Source organism: Actinomyces sp. AC-20-1 (assembly GCF_023369555.1).
In the GTDB taxonomy this organism is placed as follows: Bacteria; Actinomycetota; Actinomycetes; order Actinomycetales; family Actinomycetaceae; genus Actinomyces.
Map to the genome: position 1 here is coordinate 12913 of NZ_JACJVC010000020.1, position 15269 is coordinate 28181.

15 protein-coding genes are annotated in these 15269 nt (G+C 71.9%); 5 read left to right on the forward strand and 10 right to left on the reverse strand.

The genetic code is table 11. The features are described 5' to 3' along the window. Nucleotides 1-79 precede the first annotated feature (79 nt). The 3 genes from H6X67_RS10165 to H6X67_RS10175 are packed head-to-tail and all read left to right on the forward strand — an operon-like array spanning nucleotide 80 to nucleotide 2725. Nucleotides 80-1441 (forward strand): Mur ligase family protein, encoded by a 1362-nt coding sequence (locus H6X67_RS10165; RefSeq protein ID WP_249368461.1) that lies wholly within the window; start codon nucleotides 80-82, stop codon nucleotides 1439-1441. After that, nucleotides 1438-2202: a type 1 glutamine amidotransferase gene (locus H6X67_RS10170; protein WP_249368462.1), complete on the forward strand. Its 765-nt coding sequence runs from the start codon at nucleotides 1438-1440 to the stop codon at nucleotides 2200-2202. The genes H6X67_RS10165 and H6X67_RS10170 overlap by 4 nt, the downstream gene beginning before the upstream one ends. A 28-nt stretch (nucleotides 2203-2230) precedes the next feature. Then, a complete protein-coding gene (locus H6X67_RS10175) occupies nucleotides 2231-2725 on the forward strand; it encodes an NUDIX hydrolase (protein WP_249368463.1) in 495 nt (164 codons plus the stop codon). A gap of 67 nt (nucleotides 2726-2792) precedes the next feature. Here the strand turns inward: H6X67_RS10175 and H6X67_RS10180 are convergent, their stop codons facing one another. Then, a complete protein-coding gene (locus tag H6X67_RS10180) occupies nucleotides 2793-3350 on the reverse strand; it encodes a chlorite dismutase family protein (RefSeq protein ID WP_249376306.1) in 558 nt (185 codons plus the stop codon). Nucleotides 3351-3540: 190 nt separating this feature from the next. Here H6X67_RS10180 and H6X67_RS10185 point away from each other — a divergent pair, with 190 nt between their 5' ends. Beyond that, the gene (locus tag H6X67_RS10185; protein WP_249369021.1) at nucleotides 3541-3774 is read left to right on the forward strand and encodes a PspC domain-containing protein; all 234 of its coding nucleotides are present in this window, start codon (nucleotides 3541-3543) and stop codon (nucleotides 3772-3774) included. Nucleotides 3775-3860: 86 nt separating this feature from the next. Here the strand turns inward: H6X67_RS10185 and H6X67_RS10190 are convergent, their stop codons facing one another. The 4 genes from H6X67_RS10190 to H6X67_RS10205 form a co-directional block, all read right to left on the reverse strand. Continuing rightward, nucleotides 3861-4343 (reverse strand): Dps family protein, encoded by a 483-nt coding sequence (locus tag H6X67_RS10190; RefSeq protein WP_249369023.1) that lies wholly within the window; start codon nucleotides 4341-4343, stop codon nucleotides 3861-3863. A 63-nt stretch (nucleotides 4344-4406) separates the two neighbouring features. Further along, entirely contained in the window at nucleotides 4407-4778 is a 372-nt protein-coding gene (gene trxA, locus H6X67_RS10195) for a thioredoxin (protein ID WP_249369020.1), read from the reverse strand. Between the two features lie 110 nt (nucleotides 4779-4888). Continuing rightward, a complete protein-coding gene (locus H6X67_RS10200; protein WP_249369019.1) occupies nucleotides 4889-5971 on the reverse strand; it encodes an aspartate-semialdehyde dehydrogenase in 1083 nt (360 codons plus the stop codon). 43 nt (nucleotides 5972-6014) lie between these two features. Then, nucleotides 6015-7541 (reverse strand): aspartate kinase, encoded by a 1527-nt coding sequence (locus tag H6X67_RS10205; protein WP_249369018.1) that lies wholly within the window; start codon nucleotides 7539-7541, stop codon nucleotides 6015-6017. Between the two features lie 608 nt (nucleotides 7542-8149). Here H6X67_RS10205 and H6X67_RS10210 point away from each other — a divergent pair. Beyond that, entirely contained in the window at nucleotides 8150-8674 is a 525-nt protein-coding gene (locus H6X67_RS10210) for a hypothetical protein (protein ID WP_249369017.1), read from the forward strand. 92 nt (nucleotides 8675-8766) lie between these two features. Here the strand turns inward: H6X67_RS10210 and H6X67_RS10215 are convergent, their stop codons facing one another. The 5 genes from H6X67_RS10215 to H6X67_RS10235 all read right to left on the reverse strand — a co-directional run bounded on the left by H6X67_RS10215 (nucleotide 8767) and on the right by H6X67_RS10235 (nucleotide 15231). Then, the gene (locus H6X67_RS10215) at nucleotides 8767-9813 is read right to left on the reverse strand and encodes a LacI family DNA-binding transcriptional regulator (protein ID WP_249369016.1); all 1047 of its coding nucleotides are present in this window, start codon (nucleotides 9811-9813) and stop codon (nucleotides 8767-8769) included. Nucleotides 9814-9912: 99 nt separating this feature from the next. Then, nucleotides 9913-11307, reverse strand: a complete 1395-nt coding sequence (locus H6X67_RS10220; RefSeq protein ID WP_249369015.1) for an extracellular solute-binding protein — start codon at nucleotides 11305-11307, stop codon at nucleotides 9913-9915. Nucleotides 11308-11367: 60 nt separating this feature from the next. Beyond that, nucleotides 11368-12252 (reverse strand): carbohydrate ABC transporter permease, encoded by an 885-nt coding sequence (locus H6X67_RS10225; RefSeq protein WP_249369014.1) that lies wholly within the window; start codon nucleotides 12250-12252, stop codon nucleotides 11368-11370. A 1-nt stretch (nucleotide 12253) separates the two neighbouring features. Beyond that, nucleotides 12254-13333 carry a carbohydrate ABC transporter permease gene (locus H6X67_RS10230; RefSeq protein WP_249369013.1) on the reverse strand — a complete coding sequence of 360 codons (1080 nt, stop codon included), beginning with the start codon at nucleotides 13331-13333 and terminating at the stop codon, nucleotides 12254-12256. Nucleotides 13334-13341: 8 nt separating this feature from the next. Continuing rightward, nucleotides 13342-15231, reverse strand: a complete 1890-nt coding sequence (locus H6X67_RS10235) for a glycoside hydrolase family 2 TIM barrel-domain containing protein (RefSeq protein WP_249369012.1) — start codon at nucleotides 15229-15231, stop codon at nucleotides 13342-13344. Between the last annotated feature and the right edge of the window lie 38 nt (nucleotides 15232-15269).

The following is a 15269-nucleotide window of genomic DNA, read 5'->3' on the forward strand; positions in this document are numbered from 1 at the left end:
GCCCGTCCCCGACCGGGGCGCCCTACACTTGCGTCGCACTCGCACACACCGCCCGATACCCCCTGAGGAGCCGCACACGATGAGCCTGCTGACCTCCCTGCGCTCGACGGCCACGGTGGCCCTCGGACGCACTGCCCGCACGGCGGCACGACTGCGCGGCGGCGGCACCGGAGGCACGGCCCTGCCGGGGCTCGTCGTCGAGAGGACCGACCCCGGGTTCCTGCGCCGCACCCTCGACCAGCTGCCGCTGGGCGTCGTCGTCGTCTCCGGGACGAACGGCAAGACGACGACGACGAAGATGCTCGTCCAGCTCCTCGAGGAGCAGGGCCTGAGGGTCCTCACCAACCGCACGGGCTCGAACTTCGTGCGCGGGGTGCTCGCCTCCCTGCTCACCGAGGTCTCTTGGACCGGGCGCGCTCACGCCGACGTGGCCGTCCTCGAGCTGGACGAGGCCCACGCGGTGCGCTTCGTCGAGAAGGTGCGCCCGCGCGGCGCCCTCCTGCTCAACGTCATGCGCGACCAGCTCGACCGCTTCGGGGAGATCGACTACACCGCCTCCCTGCTGCGCCAGGTCGCGCAGGCGACCACGGGCGTCGTCGTCACCAACGCGGACGACCCGCGCCTGGCCGGTGACGCCTTCCTCGAGGGGCTCCGGGCGCGGGTGAGCGCCTTCGGGGTGGGCCAGGGCCTGCGCGGCGTGTTCCTGTCCGACGACGAGCTGCGCGGCGGCCCGGGCGGGGCCGCGCCGTCGTCGCCCGAGCGGGAGGGCTCCGGACGGCTGTGCCCGCCTGCGCGCGTGACCCTGGAGTCCCTTGACGGCCAGGAGGCCGTCATCCGTGTCGACGGCGAGGACCACCCGGTCACCTTCACCATCCCGGGGGTGCACAACCAGCTCAACGCCGTCGCGGCACTGGCGATGGCGGTCGAGGTCATGGGCCGGCGCCTGGACCTGCCCTCCCTGCTGGGCACGCTCTCGCGCGTCGAGGCGGCCTTCGGGCGCGGGGAGGTCCTCGACCTCGACGGGCGCCAGATCGAGCTCTCCCTCGTGAAGAACCCGGCCGGCTTCCGCATGAGCCTGCTCACCGCCGAGCAGGCGGTGCGCGCGCGGGGGGCGGAGACCGTCATGGTGGCGGTCAACGACGAGCACGCGGACGGCCGCGACATGTCCTGGCTGTGGGACGTGGGCTTCTCCTCGCTGCGCGACGGCGGGGTCGCCGTCGTCACCGGGGTGCGCGCCTGGGACATGGCGCTGCGCCTGCGCTACGACGGCGTCGAGGTGGGCGCGGTCGAGCCGGACCTGTCCCGGGCCCTCGACCTGCTGCGCCGGGCCCCGGGCCGGGACGAGGGGCGCCGGATGCGCGTGTTCACCAGCTACACGGCGATGCTCGCCCTGCGAGCCCGCCTGGCCGAGCTCACCGAGGTCGAGGAGGTCATGAAGTGAGCGCCCTGTACGAGCACACGAGTGACGGCGCCGCCCGGGGCCGCATCCGCCTGCTCCAGCTCTACCCGGGCGACATGAACATCTACGGCGACTGGGGCAACGCCCTGGTCCTGGCCCGCCGTGCGCAGTGGCAGGGCTATGACGTCGAGATGCTCTCCTACGACCGGGGCGAGGAGCTGCCCGGCGACGTGCACCTCGTCGTCGGCGGGGGCGGCCAGGACTCGGGCCAGGAGCGCATCAAGGAGGACCTGCTGGCCCGGGGCCCGGCCCTGTGCGACCTGGCGGAGGCGGGCACGCCGATGCTCGTCATCTGCGGGCTCTACCAGCTCTTCGGGCACCGCTTCGTCACCTCCGGCGGCGTGGAGATGCCCGGCATCGGGGTGCTGGACGTCCACACCGTCGCGGGCAGCCGGCGGCTCATCGGCAACATCGCCGTGGAGTCGGAGGACTTCGGGACCGTCGTCGGCTACGAGAACCACTCCGGGCTCACCCGGCTGGGCCCGGACGCCCGGCCCCTGGGGCGCGTGCGGCCCGGTGAGGGCAACAACGGTGAGGACGGCACGGAGGGCGCGCGCTGCCACCACGTCATCGGCACGTACCTGCACGGCTCGCTGCTGCCGAAGAACCCGGTGGTGGCGGACTGGCTGCTGGCGCGCGCGGTGGAGCGCTCGGGGGGCCGGTGGGACCCGGTGCCGGTGGAGGACCCGGTCGAGGCCTGGGCCGAGCGGGCGCGCGAGGTGGCCCTGTCCCGGCCCCGCTGAGCCGGCCCGGTAGGCGTAGCCTCACGGTATGGCGACTCCCGACTTCATCCTCAGCCTGCGCGAGAAGATCGGCCACGACCTGCTGTGGCTGCCGGGGGTGAGCATCGTCGTCGTCGACGGCGACGGGCGCCTCCTGCTCGGGCGGCGCAGCGACAACGGCCGGTGGGCCGTCGTCTCGGGCATCCCGGAGCCGGGCGAGCAGCCCGCGGCCGCCGCTGTGCGCGAGTGCGAGGAGGAGACGGGGGTGGTCCCCGAGGTCCTGGCCGTCGTGGACGTGGGGGCGGGTGAGCCCATGACCTTCCCCAACGGTGACGCCTGTGCCTTCATGGACATCAGCTTCGTGGGGCGGGTGGGCCCCGCCGAGGCCGCGCGGGTGCGGGTGGCTGACGACGAGTCCACCGAGGTGGGCTGGTTCCACCCGGACCGCCTGCCCTCGCCCATGGTGCCCTCGTCGCTCGGGCGCATTGAGTCGGCGCTCGCCTGGCTGGCGGAGCCGGCCTCGGGGGCGCGCTTCCACTTCTGACAGCAGCACGGGCGGCCCCGGGGGAGCGTCCTCCGGGGCCGCCCGTGACGGCGGTGAGGGACTGGGGTCAGGAGCGCGGCTGGCGCTCGGCCCACTCGGCGGGGCTCACGCGCACGCCCGTGAGGCCGGTGGCGCCGACGCCCCGCGCGAGCCCGTTCGGGCTGCTGGTGCCCTCTGCAGCCGTGGCGACGGCGTCGAGGGCGGCCGACTCGATGAGGGTGAGGACCTGCGGGCCGCTGAGGCCGTGGCCGGAGAGCTCGGTGACCGTGGCCCCGGCGGCGGGCGCGGGGGCGGGGGTGCCGGGCAGGACGGCGAGCCAGTCGCCGGCGGGGGTGGTCGGCAGGTCGCCGCGGGCGATGGTGGACCAGGCGGGGGCGAGGTAGTGGCCGAGTGCGGAGGCGCGCAGGCGGTGCGCGGCGTCCTGGAGGCGCTCGGGGTCGGAGTCGGCCCACCAGACGAGCAGGTCGGCACCGGTGCTGAACCCGGAGATGTCGTACCAGCCGCGGGTGGTGACCTCGGACTGGTCGACGAAGAACTGCGACTCGCCGACGAGCCGGCGCCGGGTGTCCTCCAGCGGGGGCAGGGGGGTGGTGAGCGTGTAGGCGGCGAGCAGGGCGTAGCTCATGGGGTCTCCTCCGTTGGTGACGCGGGCGGTGATCGTGCCGGGGCGCCGTGACGCGAGCGTACCCGTATCGCCGCGGGCGCCGGGCCGCATGGCCCTGGGGCGGTCCGGGGCCCTGGGCCCGGGGCGGGTCCGGGATGTCTCAGGGCCTCACCGGATACCGGCGGCCCGGGTCCTGGTGGAGACTGGGGCCATGGCACAGCAGTACCCGTCCGGCTCCTACTCCCAGCGCACCGAGTCCTTCCGCTCCCAGCTTCCTCGCCGCTCGCGTCGGCGTCTCATCGCGGGCGTGTGCGGCGGCCTGGCCGACTACTGGGGCGTGTCGCCCACGCTGGTGCGTCTGGCGACCCTCGCGGCCGCGCTCCTGCCCGGCCCGATGTGGATCGCCTACGTCGTCGCCTGGATCCTCATGCCCGCTGCGGACTGACCGCGCAGGACCCGCGTGTGGCGGCGCCCGCCGGCCCCTTGGGGGCGGCGGGCGCCGTCGCGCGTGGCGTGAGGAGAGGCCCGGGCTCAGGCGGTGTAGTTCTGGGCGGAGAGGAACCAGGCCTGCTGCTCGAGCTTGAGGGTGACGTCCTCGATGAGGCCGGAGGACATGGTGTCGGTCTCGTCGACGACCTTGTGGATGTCGCGCAGGGTGGTGACGACGGCGTTGATGGCGCCGACCTCGTAGGTGACGGCGTCGGCGACGATGGTGAGGTCGGCGGGGGCCGTCGGCAGGGTGGAGTCGGCGACGGCGTCGGGGCGGCCGTCGGGGACGGCGTTGACGGCGCGCATGCGCTCGGCGATGGTGTCGGAGGCCTCGCGGGCGATGGCGACGACCTCGTCGAGGCCCAGGTGGATGTCGCGGAAGCTGGGGCCGACGACGTTCCAGTGGATCTGCTTGGTGACGAGGGAGAGCGCGGTGACGTCCACGAGGGCGCGCTGGAGGGCGTCGGCGAGCTCGGGGGTGGCGGTGAAGGAGGGCAGGGCGGCAGGAGCGGAGACAGCGTTCATCATGTTTCCTATGATAACAGGTTCACCGATTAGAGTCACTGACTTATGTGGGGCGGGCCCCGCTCAGGCCCGCTCCCCCTGCTGCTCAGCGATCTGCCTGCGCACCTCGTCCATGTCCAGCTCGCGCGCCTGGGTGATGAGCGCGTCGAGGGCCTTCGCCGGCAGGGCGCCCGCCTCGCGGTAGACGAGCACGTCGTCGCGGAAGACCATGAGGGTCGGGATGGAGGAGATGCCCAGGGCGGCGGCCAGGCCCTGCTCGGCCTCGGTGTCCACCTTCGCGAAGGTCAGGTCCGGGTTGGCCTCGGAGGCCTTCTCGAAGATCGGGGAGAAGCGCCGGCACGGGCCGCACCAGGAGGCCCAGAAGTCCACGAGGGTGATGCCTTCGCCGCGGACGGTCTCGTTGAACTGCTCGCCGGTGATGTTGACGGTGGCCATGGGTTCCCCTTCTCGGGCGTCGGTCGGATGCGAGGTGCAACGGTGCGGGCGGACCGGCTATTCCGGCCCGCCCGCACCCGTCAGCACGGGTCCCGCGGTCCCAGCGCCCGTCAGGCGCGCGCGGAGCGCAGCTCGGCCGCCACGAGCTCGGCGATCTCGACCGCGTTGAGCGCCGCGCCCTTGCGCAGGTTGTCGCCGACGGCGAAGAAGGAGATGCCGTGGCCCTCGTCGTAGGCCTGGTCCGCCCGCACCCGTCCCACGAGGGTGCCGTCACGGCCGGCGCCCTTGAGGGGGGTGGGCACGTCGTCGTAGGTGACGCCGGGGGCGGTGCGCAGCAGCTCGACGGCGCGCTCGGCGCTGATCTCCCGCTCGAACTCGGCCGACACGCTCACGCCGTGGCCGGAGAAGACCGGGATGCGCACGCAGGTGCCGGAGACCTTGAGGCCCGGGATCGAGAGGATCTTGCGGGACTCGTTGCGCAGCTTCTGCTCCTCGTCGGTCTCGCCCGAGCCGTCGCCGGCGTCAGCGCCCGCCCACGCGACCGCGTTGAAGGCGATGGTGTCCACGTAGACGCCCGGGGCGGGGAAGTCCACAGCGCGCCCGTCCAGGGCCAGGGCCTCGATGTCCTTGTCGGCGACGGCGCGCACCTGGCCGGCGAGCTCGGCGACGCCGGCGCGCCCGGAGCCGGAGACCGCCTGGTAGGTGGAGGCGATGAGGCGCACGAGCCCGGCCTCCTCGTGCAGGACCTTGAGGGCCGGCATGATCGCCATGGTCGTGCAGTTGGGGTTGGCGATGATGCCCTTGGGGCGGTGGGCGATGGCCTGCGGGTTGACCTCGGAGACCACCAGCGGGACCTCGGGGTCCTTGCGCCAGGCGGAGGAGTTGTCCACCACGACGGCGCCCGCGGCGGCGAAGCGGGGGGCGTGCTCCCGGGAGGCGGCGCCACCGGCGGAGAAGATGGCGACGTCGATGCCCGCGAGGTCCGCGGTGGCCACGTCCTCGACCTCGACCTTGGCGCCGCGGAACTCGACGACCTGCCCGGCGGAGCGGGCGGAGGAGAGGAAGCGCACGCGGGAGGCGGGGAAGCCGCGCTCGGCGAGCATGGCGCGCATGACACGGCCGACCTGCCCGGTCGCGCCGATGACGGCGAGGCTCACGCCGTCAGCGGGGGCGACGTACTCGTTGACACTCATATGGGGCTCCTTGGTGGTGGGTGAGGGGCCGACGGCGGTTCGGTCAGCGGCCCGTGCCGCCGTAGACGACCGCCTCGGCGGTGGAGGCGTCCAGCCCGAAGGCCGTGTGGACGGCGCGCACGGCCTCGTCCAGGACGGCGTCGTCGACGACGACGGAGATGCGGATCTCCGAGGTCGAGATCATCTGGATGTTGACCCCCGCCTCACTCAGGGCGGAGAAGAGCCGGGCCGAGACCCCCGGGTGGGAGCGCATGCCCGCGCCCACGAGGGAGAGCTTGCCGATGTTGGGGTTGAACTCGAGGGCGGCGAAGCCCAGCTCGTCCTGCGCCGCCTCCAGGGCCTCGCGGGCGGCGGCGGAGTCGCCGTCGGGGCAGGTGAAGGAGATGTTCGTCAGGTTGCTGCCGGAGGCGGAGACGTCCTGGACGATCATGTCGATGTTGGTCTCGGCGCCGGCGACGATGGCGAAGATGCGGGCGGCGGCACCGGGGACGTCCGGGACCCCGACCAGGGTGATCTTGTCCTGGCTGCGGTCGTGGGCGATGCCGGAGATGACAGGGGCTTCCACGTTGTTCTCCTTGGCTGAGGTGCGGGTGCGCGCCTGGGCGCGCGTGGCGATGGCGGTCTGGTGGGCCTCGTCCACGAGGGTGGCGCTGGGCTGCTCGGCGCCCTCGGGGGCGACGACGGTGCCGGTGACGGCGTCGACGGTGGCCACGCCCAGGGCGGAGAGGCTGCGTGCGGGCCTGCGGCCCCCGCGCTCGGCCGGGTGGTCCTCGGGGTCGTCGTCGAGGACCTTGTCGAGGTGCGCGGCGACAGCGGGGATGGCCGGACGGTCCTCGCGGGAGCCGTCGACGATCCAGGTGCCGGTCTTGTCCGAGAAGGAGGAGCGCACGTGGATCGGCACGCCGAAGCGGCGGGCGTACTCCACGGCCCGCAGGTGCAGGATCTTGGCGCCGTTGGCCGCCATCTCGAGGGTCTCCTCGCTGGTGAGGGACTCGATGCGGTGGGCGCTGGGCACGATGCGGGGGTCGGCGGAGAACAGGCCGTCGACGTCGGTGTAGATCTCGCAGACGTCCGCGTTGAGGGCAGCGGCCAGGGCGACGGCGGTGGTGTCGGAGCCGCCGCGGCCGAGCGTGGTGACGTCCTCGACCTCGTTGATGCCCTGGAAGCCGGCGACGACGGCGACGGCCCCCATCTGGATGGCGCGGGCCACGCGCTCGGGCAGGACCCCGACGATGGAGGCCTTGCCGTACTTGGAGTCGGTGAGGACGCCGGCCTGGGCGCCGGTGTAGGCGCGGGCGGGCACGCCGAGCTCGTTGATGGCCATGGCGAGCAGGCTCATGGAGATGCGCTCGCCGGCGGACAGGAGGATGTCCATCTCGCGCCCGGGGGCGTCGGAGGTCAGGGCGTCGGCCATGTCGAGCAGCTCGTCGGTGGTGTCGCCCATGGCGGAGACGACCACGACGGCGGTGTTGCCGGCCTTGCGGGTGGCGACGACGCGCTTGGCGACACGGCGCATCGCCTCGACGTCGCTCACGGACGAGCCGCCGTACTTCTGCACGACCAGGGCCATGTGGAGTGCTCCGTTCACTGGGTCCGGCCCGCGGGGCCGGCGTCGCGGACCGGGCACGCGAGGGCGGGCGGCCCACGACGGCGTGGCTACTGGCCCCAGCATACGGCCCGTCCGCTGGGCGGACCTGTGGGCTTCCCCATCCTGAGACGCCCGCCTGCGGGCGCGGGCGAGGCCAGCGAGAGACCTTTAGCGCGCGGGCAGGTGCGCCTGCCGGGAGTCCTCGGCCCCATGAGCCGCAGCCCCGGTCGAGAGCGACGATGTCTCCTCCATGCAGGCCTCTCGCCCCCGGGTCCTGGACCTTTTCCAGGACCTTCCGGAAGTACGTCCACTCGCAGGACAAAGCCCCGCGGTGCCTAACTGGCCGAAGCCAGACAGAGGACGGTTACCGCGGGGCGATGTTCCTAAAATAGCAGATATGACTGAAGACGCGACCTCACTCGACGCTGCTCAAGCAGCGCGGTGGCTGAGCACGCCAAGGTACCGTCGCTACCTCAGCGTCGCGAGCGGAGACCACGCCCTGGCGATGGAGACATACCTGTGGAACTCACGGGTCGCAGCCGCCGGGATCGTGGACGTCGGGCATCTGGAAGTCGCCCTGCGCAACGCCTATGACCGCGAGCTCATACGACGGGTTCCCGGACTGGGCCATCGACTCGCAATCGCCGCTGTTCCATCTGGAACAGGGTGTTCAGCGTGCCCGCACCCAGCAGCGCCGTCGCAATCAGGTGAGCCTGGCCCGGATCACCGATGCCAAACGCGGGCTGAGCTCGGCACCGACGCACGCTGAGGTCGTGGCCGCTCTGACCTTCGGTTTCTGGTCGAACCTGACCGTGGGCGAACGGACGCCGACCCTGTGGAACCCGATGCTGCACCGGGCATTCCCCAAGGGAACCGGGCGAGCGAAGGTGCATGACCTGGTGGCCCGGGTGGTGAGGTTCCGCAACAGGCTGGCGCACAATGAGCCGGTGTTCTCCACCCGCACCGGCCTGGAAGATCGTCTGGTTGAGGTGCAGGAGCTGTTCGAGTTGATCGACCCAGACGCCTACGCCTGTGTCGCCGCGCACTCGACACTCAATGCCTCGATCGACTCGTGCCCGATATCAGGACTGACGACCGCGACCGGCCTGCACTGAGCACATCACAGACCGCGTGCTGGCCCGATGAGGCATCGCACCCTCTCTCGCGGCGCGGGTGGCCTGGTCGAGGCGTGTCTGACGCCGCCCGGCTACGGGCGCGTGCGCTGCGTCGAGCCGCGCACGACCAGGCGGTGCCCGACGGTCTGCTCGGTCCTCTCGACGCCCTCACCGCGCACGAGGGAGACCAGGCCCCTCACCGCGCCCCGGGCGATGCCCTCCTTGTCCGGCGAGATGACGGTCAGCGGCGGCGCGGTGTAGCTCGTGGCCGCGGTGTCGTCCCAGCCGGTCAGCAGCAGGTCCTCGGGCACGCGCACCCCCAGCTCCCAGCAGGCGCGCATGACCCCCAGGGCCACGAGGTCGTTCATGCAGTAGACGGCGTCGGGCAGGCGCCCGGCGTCCCTGGCCGCCTCCAGCACCGACCTCACGGCGGCGTAGCCGCCCTCGAGGGTCCACGGCGAGACCTCGTACTGGGTCCAGGCCGACTCCGGCACGCCCCGCTCGCGCAGCCCGTCCACGAAGCCGGTGAGGCGGCGGTGGCCGGCGGAGGCGGTGATCGCCGTCGCGCTCGAGCCGACCACCCAGAAGGAGCGGGCCCCCTGGTCGTGCAGGTGCGCGGCCACCTCAGCGGCGGCCTGGGCGTTGTCGATGGACAGGTGGAGCATGTCGAGCCCGGACAGCCGCTCGCCCAGGAGCACGATCGGCAGGTCGACGCCGAGCCCGGTGAGGTCGTCACCGCTGATCGCCAGGGCCGAGAGGATGACGCCGTCGACCAGTGAGGCGTTGAGCTCGCGGAGGATCCTGCGCTCGGCGGCCTCGTCGGCCCCGGTCTCCAGCACGAGCATCCGGTAGCCGAGGGCGTCCGCCTCGGAGCGGATGAGGTGGGCGAGCTCGGCGTAGTAGGGCCACTGGAGCAGGGGCATGACGACGCCGATCGTGTCGGTGCGCCCCTGCCTGAGGCTGCGCGCCGCCAGGTTCGGCTTGTAGCCCAGCTCGCGGATCGCCCGCTCGACCCTCTCTCGGGTCCCGGGCGAGACCCGCACCGTCCCGGACAGGACGTTGGACACGGTGCGCTGGGAGACATGAGCCCGGGCCGCGACGTCGAACATGTTGGGCGGCTTGACAGCCTCGTCAGCCACGAGAACCACCTCCGGGGACGACGTCGGGTGCGGTCCCACGGTACCCAGGACCGCGGGACCGCACCCGACGAACAGCGGCGAGGGGTCAGATGACCCGGGTCACCTGAGCTCGGCCTCCGTGGCGGCCTGCAGCTCGGCCAGGGCGTCGTCGACGCTGGTGCCCGTGAGCCAGGAGGCCTCCAGCTTCTCCTGCACGAGGTCACCGATGGCGGGCCACTCCACCAGGCGCGGCTGCATGTGGCCGTAGGTGGTGGCGGTCAGGACGTACTGCTCGCGGTGCGGCGCGGCCAGGTAGGCCTCGGACTCGATGGCGGAGACGCTGGAGGCCATGTGGCCGGTCGCGATCGCCCAGTCCCCCGTGTGCTGGTACAGGAAGCTCGCGAACTCGAAGGCCGCGCGGTACTGGACGGGGTCGCCGTCGTCCTGGACGGGCACCGCCCAGACGTGGGAGTTGGCCCAGGAGGCGTGGTGCTCGAAGAGCTGCGGGGCGTCGGTCACCTCGTAGTGGAAGGGGGCCTCGAGGGTGTACTGGTTGACGGCCCACACGCCGTTGAACATGATGCCGGCCTCACCGTTGAGGAAGGCCTGGGCGGAGGCGTCGTAGTCGTGCTGGGGCGTGGTGTAGCCCTTGTCGACCAGGTCGTTGATGAGCTGCAGCGCGTTGGTCGAGGCCTCGGAGGTCATCGAGGCGGTCCGGGCCTCGGCGTCGATGAAGTCCTCGCCCTGCTGCCAGATGAGAGACATCCACAGGCGTCCACCCATGGGGTCGTTGGACAGCGCGATGTCGATGTAGGGCTTGCCGGTGGCCGTGGTGAACTTCTCGGCGTCGGCCATGAAGGCCTCGACGCTGGTCGGCATCGTGTAGGTGCCGTCCGCGTTGGTCAGCCCCGCCTGCTCGAGGAGGTCCATGTTGAGGTGGGAGATGACGGCGTGGGTGTCGAAGGGGATGGCGGAGGCCACGCCGTCGTAGGTGATGGCCTCGCTGGCCGGGTCGGTGGCGTCCGTCAGGTCGATGCCCATCCCCTCGGGCACGGGCACGAGCATGCCGCGGGAGGCGTAGTCGGGGAGGTTGGAGCCGTGCATGACGGCGACGTCGGGGCGGTCGCTCGAGGCGAGGGCGGCGTTGAGGCCGTCGTAGTAGGAGTGCCAGGCGGCACCTCCCAGGCGCTCGACGGTGATGCCCCACTGGTTCTCGGCGTTGAACTTGTTGGTGAGGATCTGGATGGCCTCGCACTCGGTGGTCGCCAGGGACACGTCGGTGACGCCCGCCGTGGTCTCCTCGCAGTCGCCGAAGAAGCGGGACATCGTGATGGTGGTGTCCTGCAGCTGCTCGTCGGTGACGGCGGCGATCTGCTCAGCCAGGGCCGCGGTGTCGACCGCGGCCCCTCCTGAGCCGCCTGAGCCTCCCGATCCGCCGGACAAGCCGCAGGCGGTGAGGGCGAGTGACGCCGCGCCCAGCAGGGCGAGGACGGTCATGGGGCGTGTGCGCTTCATGGGGGTTCCTTTCGTGGGGCCGACGGCGTTGTCGGCTGGGGAGGGACGGTGGGGGCGGGGCTACTTGTCCCCGCTGGTCATGGAGATGCCGCGGATGAGGTGCTTCTGGAAGACGACGAAGAGGATGAGCAGGGGCAGGGCGCCGGTGACGCCCCGCGCCATGAGTGAGCCGAGCTCGGTGGCCTGGGCGAAGTTGCCCTGGAGCGAGGCGAGGCCGGTGGTGATGGTGAACATCTCGGGCCGCGTGGCGGAGACCAGGGGCCAGAGGTAGTCGTTCCAGGACTGGACGAAGGTGAAGGTCGCCAGGGCCAGGAGCGAGGGCCGCGCGAGCGGCAGCATGATCGAGAAGAAGATCCGCCAGGCGGAGGCGCCGTCCACGCGGGCGGCCTCCTCGATCTCATCGGGAACCTGCCCGAAGAACTGGGTCATGATGAAGACGCCGAGGGGGAAGGCCAGGCGCGGCAGGATGAGGCCGGCGTAGGTGTTGTGCAGGCCCATGTCCTCGAACATCATGAACAGGGGGATGAACATGGCCTCCTTGGGCACCATCATGCCGGCGAGGGTGAGGGCGTAGACCGCGAGCCGGCCGGGGAAGGACAGCTTGGCGAAGGCGTAGCCCGCACAGGCGCAGATGATGACGGTGACCAGGGTGGTGAGGAGCGTGACGACGACGGAGTTGACGAACCACTGCGAGGTCAGGCCCACCCGGAAGACGCCGACGTAGTTCTCGAGGGTGAGGTCCTGGGGCAGGAGCGTCTGGGACCTGAGCTTGAGGGCGCTGTTGCTGCTCAGGGACAGCGACAGGACCCAGATGAGCGGCAGGACCCAGATGGCGACGACGGCGAGCATGCCGCCGTGGTAGGCGACGGCCGCGATCCTGCTGCGGCCCGCGCCCCGGGGCGCGCGGACGGTCCTGGTGGTCTCGGCGGTCGTGGCAGTGGTCATCTCAGCCCTTCCTCTGGCGGGACATGAGGAACTGGATGAGGGAGACCCCCACCATGAGGACGAAGAGGAACAGGGACACCGCTGAGGCGTACCCCAGGTCCTTGTCCCGGAACCCGGTCTGGTAGATGTAGCGCACGAGCACATCGGTGGTGCCTGCGGGGCCGCCGGAGGTCATGATGTTGACCTGCCCGAAGATCTGGAACGAGGCGATCACCTGGGTGACGACGACGAGCAGCGTGGCGTGACGCAGTCCCGGCAGCGTGATGTGCAGGAGCTTCTGCCAGGGGCCGGCGCCGTCGAGGGCCGCGGCCTCGTAGAGGGTGGGGTCGATGTCCTGCAGGCCGGCGCCGAAGAGGATCATGTTGAAGCCGACGGTCCACCACACGGTGGTGACGACGACGGCGCCCATGGCCAGGCCGGGGGTGGTGAGCCACTCGATGGTGCCCATGCCCAGGGCCTCGGTGAGCCGGCTGACGATGCCGCGCGAGGGGTTGAGCAGGTAGCCCCACACGAGAGTCGTCATGGACACGGGCAGCACGTAGGGCACGAAGAGCGCGGCCCGGTAGAAGCCGGTCATCCGCCCGGGACGGTTGAGCAGGAGGGCGAAGACGAGCCCGAGGCCGGCGATGAGCGGCGTCGAGACGAGCGTGAAGACGACGGTGTTCTCCAGCGCGTTCCAGAACCTCGTGTCGTACCAGGAGCCGCCGGGGCCGGGGTGGAAGCCCATGAGCACGGCGACGGCGACCAGTGAGGTGATGAGGAGGACCTCGCCCGCCCGCAGCCGCCTGCCCCTCCAGGCCCAGGCGCCCACGGCCGCGGCGACGAGCAGGAGCAGCAGGCGCAGGACCCAGCGGTGGCCGGCGCTCCAGATGATGCCGGTGCCGCCGAGCATCGTCGTGTAGTTGCGCAGGCCCACGTAGTCGCGGACGCTGCCGAGCAGGTCCCAGTCGAACAGGCTCATGAGCCCGGCCTGGAGGACCGGGTAGAGGAGGAAGAGCACGTAGACGAGCGCGAAGGGCAGGACGAAGGAGAGGTTCGTCCCCCACCGCAGGACCTTGGCCCGGGTACGGCGGCGTGTCACCGGGCGGCTCATCGCGGCTGCCCCGTGTCGAGGGCGGGGACCTCGGTGATCGCCCGGGGCCTGAGGTGGGTGCGGAAGGCGCGGGCGCCGCGGGTGAGGAGGTCGCGGGTGCGGGCCTCGCCCAGCTTGAGGGTGCGGTCGGCGTGGCACAGGCCGTTGGTCTCCTGGGCGGTGTCGGTCAGCTGGGTGTAGCACCAGCCGGACAGCAGCGGGGAGGCGTAGAGGGAGTCGAGGAGGCTGCCGACGACCTCCTCGTACTCCTCGGTGGTGGAGACGACGGCGTAGCCCCAGGACCCGGCGTCGGCAGTGGCCAGGGAGATGCCTCCGAACTCCGAGACCATGACGGGTCGCCGGCCGTCCCAGTCCTGGTCGAGCAGGATCCGCCGGCCCTGGGGCCCGGCGCCGGTGAGGGTGCGGGCCAGGGAGTCGTCGTCGGCGTAGTTGGCGCGCAGCTCCTCGGGGTGGGTGCCGTAGTCGTGGACGGTGACGATGTCGGTACCACGCTGCTCCCAGCCGTCGTTGGCGATGACGGGCCGGGTGGGGTCGAGGGCGCGGGTGAGGCTGACGACGGAGTCGACGAAGGCCTGCTGGGCGGGGTCGGTGGCGATGAGGGGCACGCCCCAGCTCTCGTTGAAGGGGACCCACACGACGACGCTGGGGTGGCCGGCGCAGTCCTCGACGGTGCGGGCCCACTCGGCGGTGAGCATGGCGACGGCGCGGTGGGAGAAGGCGTAGGCGGCCGGGTACTCGGCCCAGACCATCATGCCGAGGCGGTCCGCCCAGGCGAGGTAGCGCAGGTCGGGGGTGCGCTGGTGGGCGCGCAGGGTGTTGAGGCCGAGCCTTCTGGCCAGGGCGATGTCCTCGCGCAGCGCCTCGTTGCTGGGCGGGGTGAAGGCGCTGTCCTCCCAGTAGCCCTGGTCGAGGACCGCCCGCACGTAGACCGGCTCGTGATTGAGGCAGAGGTAGCCGTTGGAGGTGGTGACCTCCCGCAGTCCGGTGTAGGAGACGACCTCGTCACTGCGGGTACGGTCGCCGTCGGTCTCGGTGAGGCTGATGCGGGCCTCGACGAGGTGGGGCTGGGAGGGGGTCCACAGCAGGCCCGGCCACTCCATGCGGTTGAGCAGCGCCGGGACGTGGATGGTGACGGTGGCCTCCTGGGCGAGGCAGGCGGTGGTGGCGGTGCCGAGGGGCTCGCCGTCGTGACTGAGGGTGACGGTCACGCTGGTGCCGGGACGGGGGGCGCGGGTGAGGGCCAGCCGGGCGGAGACCTGTGCCTGCCCGAGGTCGGTCTGCCAGGTCAGGGCGGTGACGGCGAGGGCCGGGCGGCGCTCCATCCAGACCTCGCGCCAGATGCCGGTGGAGCGCTGGTACCAGATGCCGTGGGGGCTCTCGCGCCACTCCTGCTTGCCACGTGGCTGCTCGACGTCGCTGCGCGGGTCCTCGGCACGGACGACGAGCTCCAGCCCCTCGGGGGTGAGGGCCTCGGTGACGTCGACCTCGAAGCGGGAGTACCCGCCGACGTGGTGGGCGAGGTGCTGGCCGTTGCCCCAGACGTCGGCGGTGTGGTCCACGCCCTCGAAGGTGAGGACGAGGCGCTCGCCGTCGGCCTCGGGAAGGGAGGCGAGCTCGTCGGGGGTGACGGTGCGCCGGTACCAGACGACCTCGGTGTCGTAGCCGGGTCCGGGGAGCCCGGACCTCTCGGTGCCGGGCGGGAAGGGGACGGTGATGGTGTCGGGGAAGAGGGTGCCGGGGGCGTGCCAGGACTCGCGTGTGCCGACGCGGTGGGGGTCAGCGCAGAAGCCCCAGGGACCGGCGAGGCTGAGCCAGCTCTCGCGGCAGATGAGCGGGCGCGGGTAGCCGGCCGTGAGCCACGCTGCGGAGTCGCCGTTGATTCGCATGCCCACAGTATGGCGACCTGCCTCACATTTTGCAAACG

Excerpts from the sequence above, each read along its gene's own strand:
- H6X67_RS10165 (WP_249368461.1), top strand. The coding sequence starts at position 80 with ATGAGCCTGCTGACCTCCCTGCGCTCGACGGCCACGGTGGCCCTCGGA.
- H6X67_RS10175 (WP_249368463.1), top strand. The coding sequence starts at position 2,231 with ATGGCGACTCCCGACTTCATCCTCAGCCTGCGCGAGAAGATCGGCCAC.
- H6X67_RS10180 (WP_249376306.1), bottom strand. The coding sequence starts at position 3,350 with ATGAGCTACGCCCTGCTCGCCGCCTACACGCTCACCACCCCCCTGCCC.
- H6X67_RS10185 (WP_249369021.1), top strand. The coding sequence starts at position 3,541 with ATGGCACAGCAGTACCCGTCCGGCTCCTACTCCCAGCGCACCGAGTCC.
- H6X67_RS10190 (WP_249369023.1), bottom strand. The coding sequence starts at position 4,343 with ATGAACGCTGTCTCCGCTCCTGCCGCCCTGCCCTCCTTCACCGCCACC.
- trxA (WP_249369020.1), bottom strand. The coding sequence starts at position 4,778 with ATGGCCACCGTCAACATCACCGGCGAGCAGTTCAACGAGACCGTCCGC.
- H6X67_RS10200 (WP_249369019.1), bottom strand. The coding sequence starts at position 5,971 with ATGAGTGTCAACGAGTACGTCGCCCCCGCTGACGGCGTGAGCCTCGCC.
- H6X67_RS10205 (WP_249369018.1), bottom strand. The coding sequence starts at position 7,541 with ATGGCCCTGGTCGTGCAGAAGTACGGCGGCTCGTCCGTGAGCGACGTC.
- H6X67_RS10210 (WP_249369017.1), top strand. The coding sequence starts at position 8,150 with ATGACCGCGAGCTCATACGACGGGTTCCCGGACTGGGCCATCGACTCG.
- H6X67_RS10220 (WP_249369015.1), bottom strand. The coding sequence starts at position 11,307 with ATGAAGCGCACACGCCCCATGACCGTCCTCGCCCTGCTGGGCGCGGCG.
- H6X67_RS10225 (WP_249369014.1), bottom strand. The coding sequence starts at position 12,252 with ATGACCACTGCCACGACCGCCGAGACCACCAGGACCGTCCGCGCGCCC.
- H6X67_RS10235 (WP_249369012.1), bottom strand. The coding sequence starts at position 15,231 with ATGCGAATCAACGGCGACTCCGCAGCGTGGCTCACGGCCGGCTACCCG.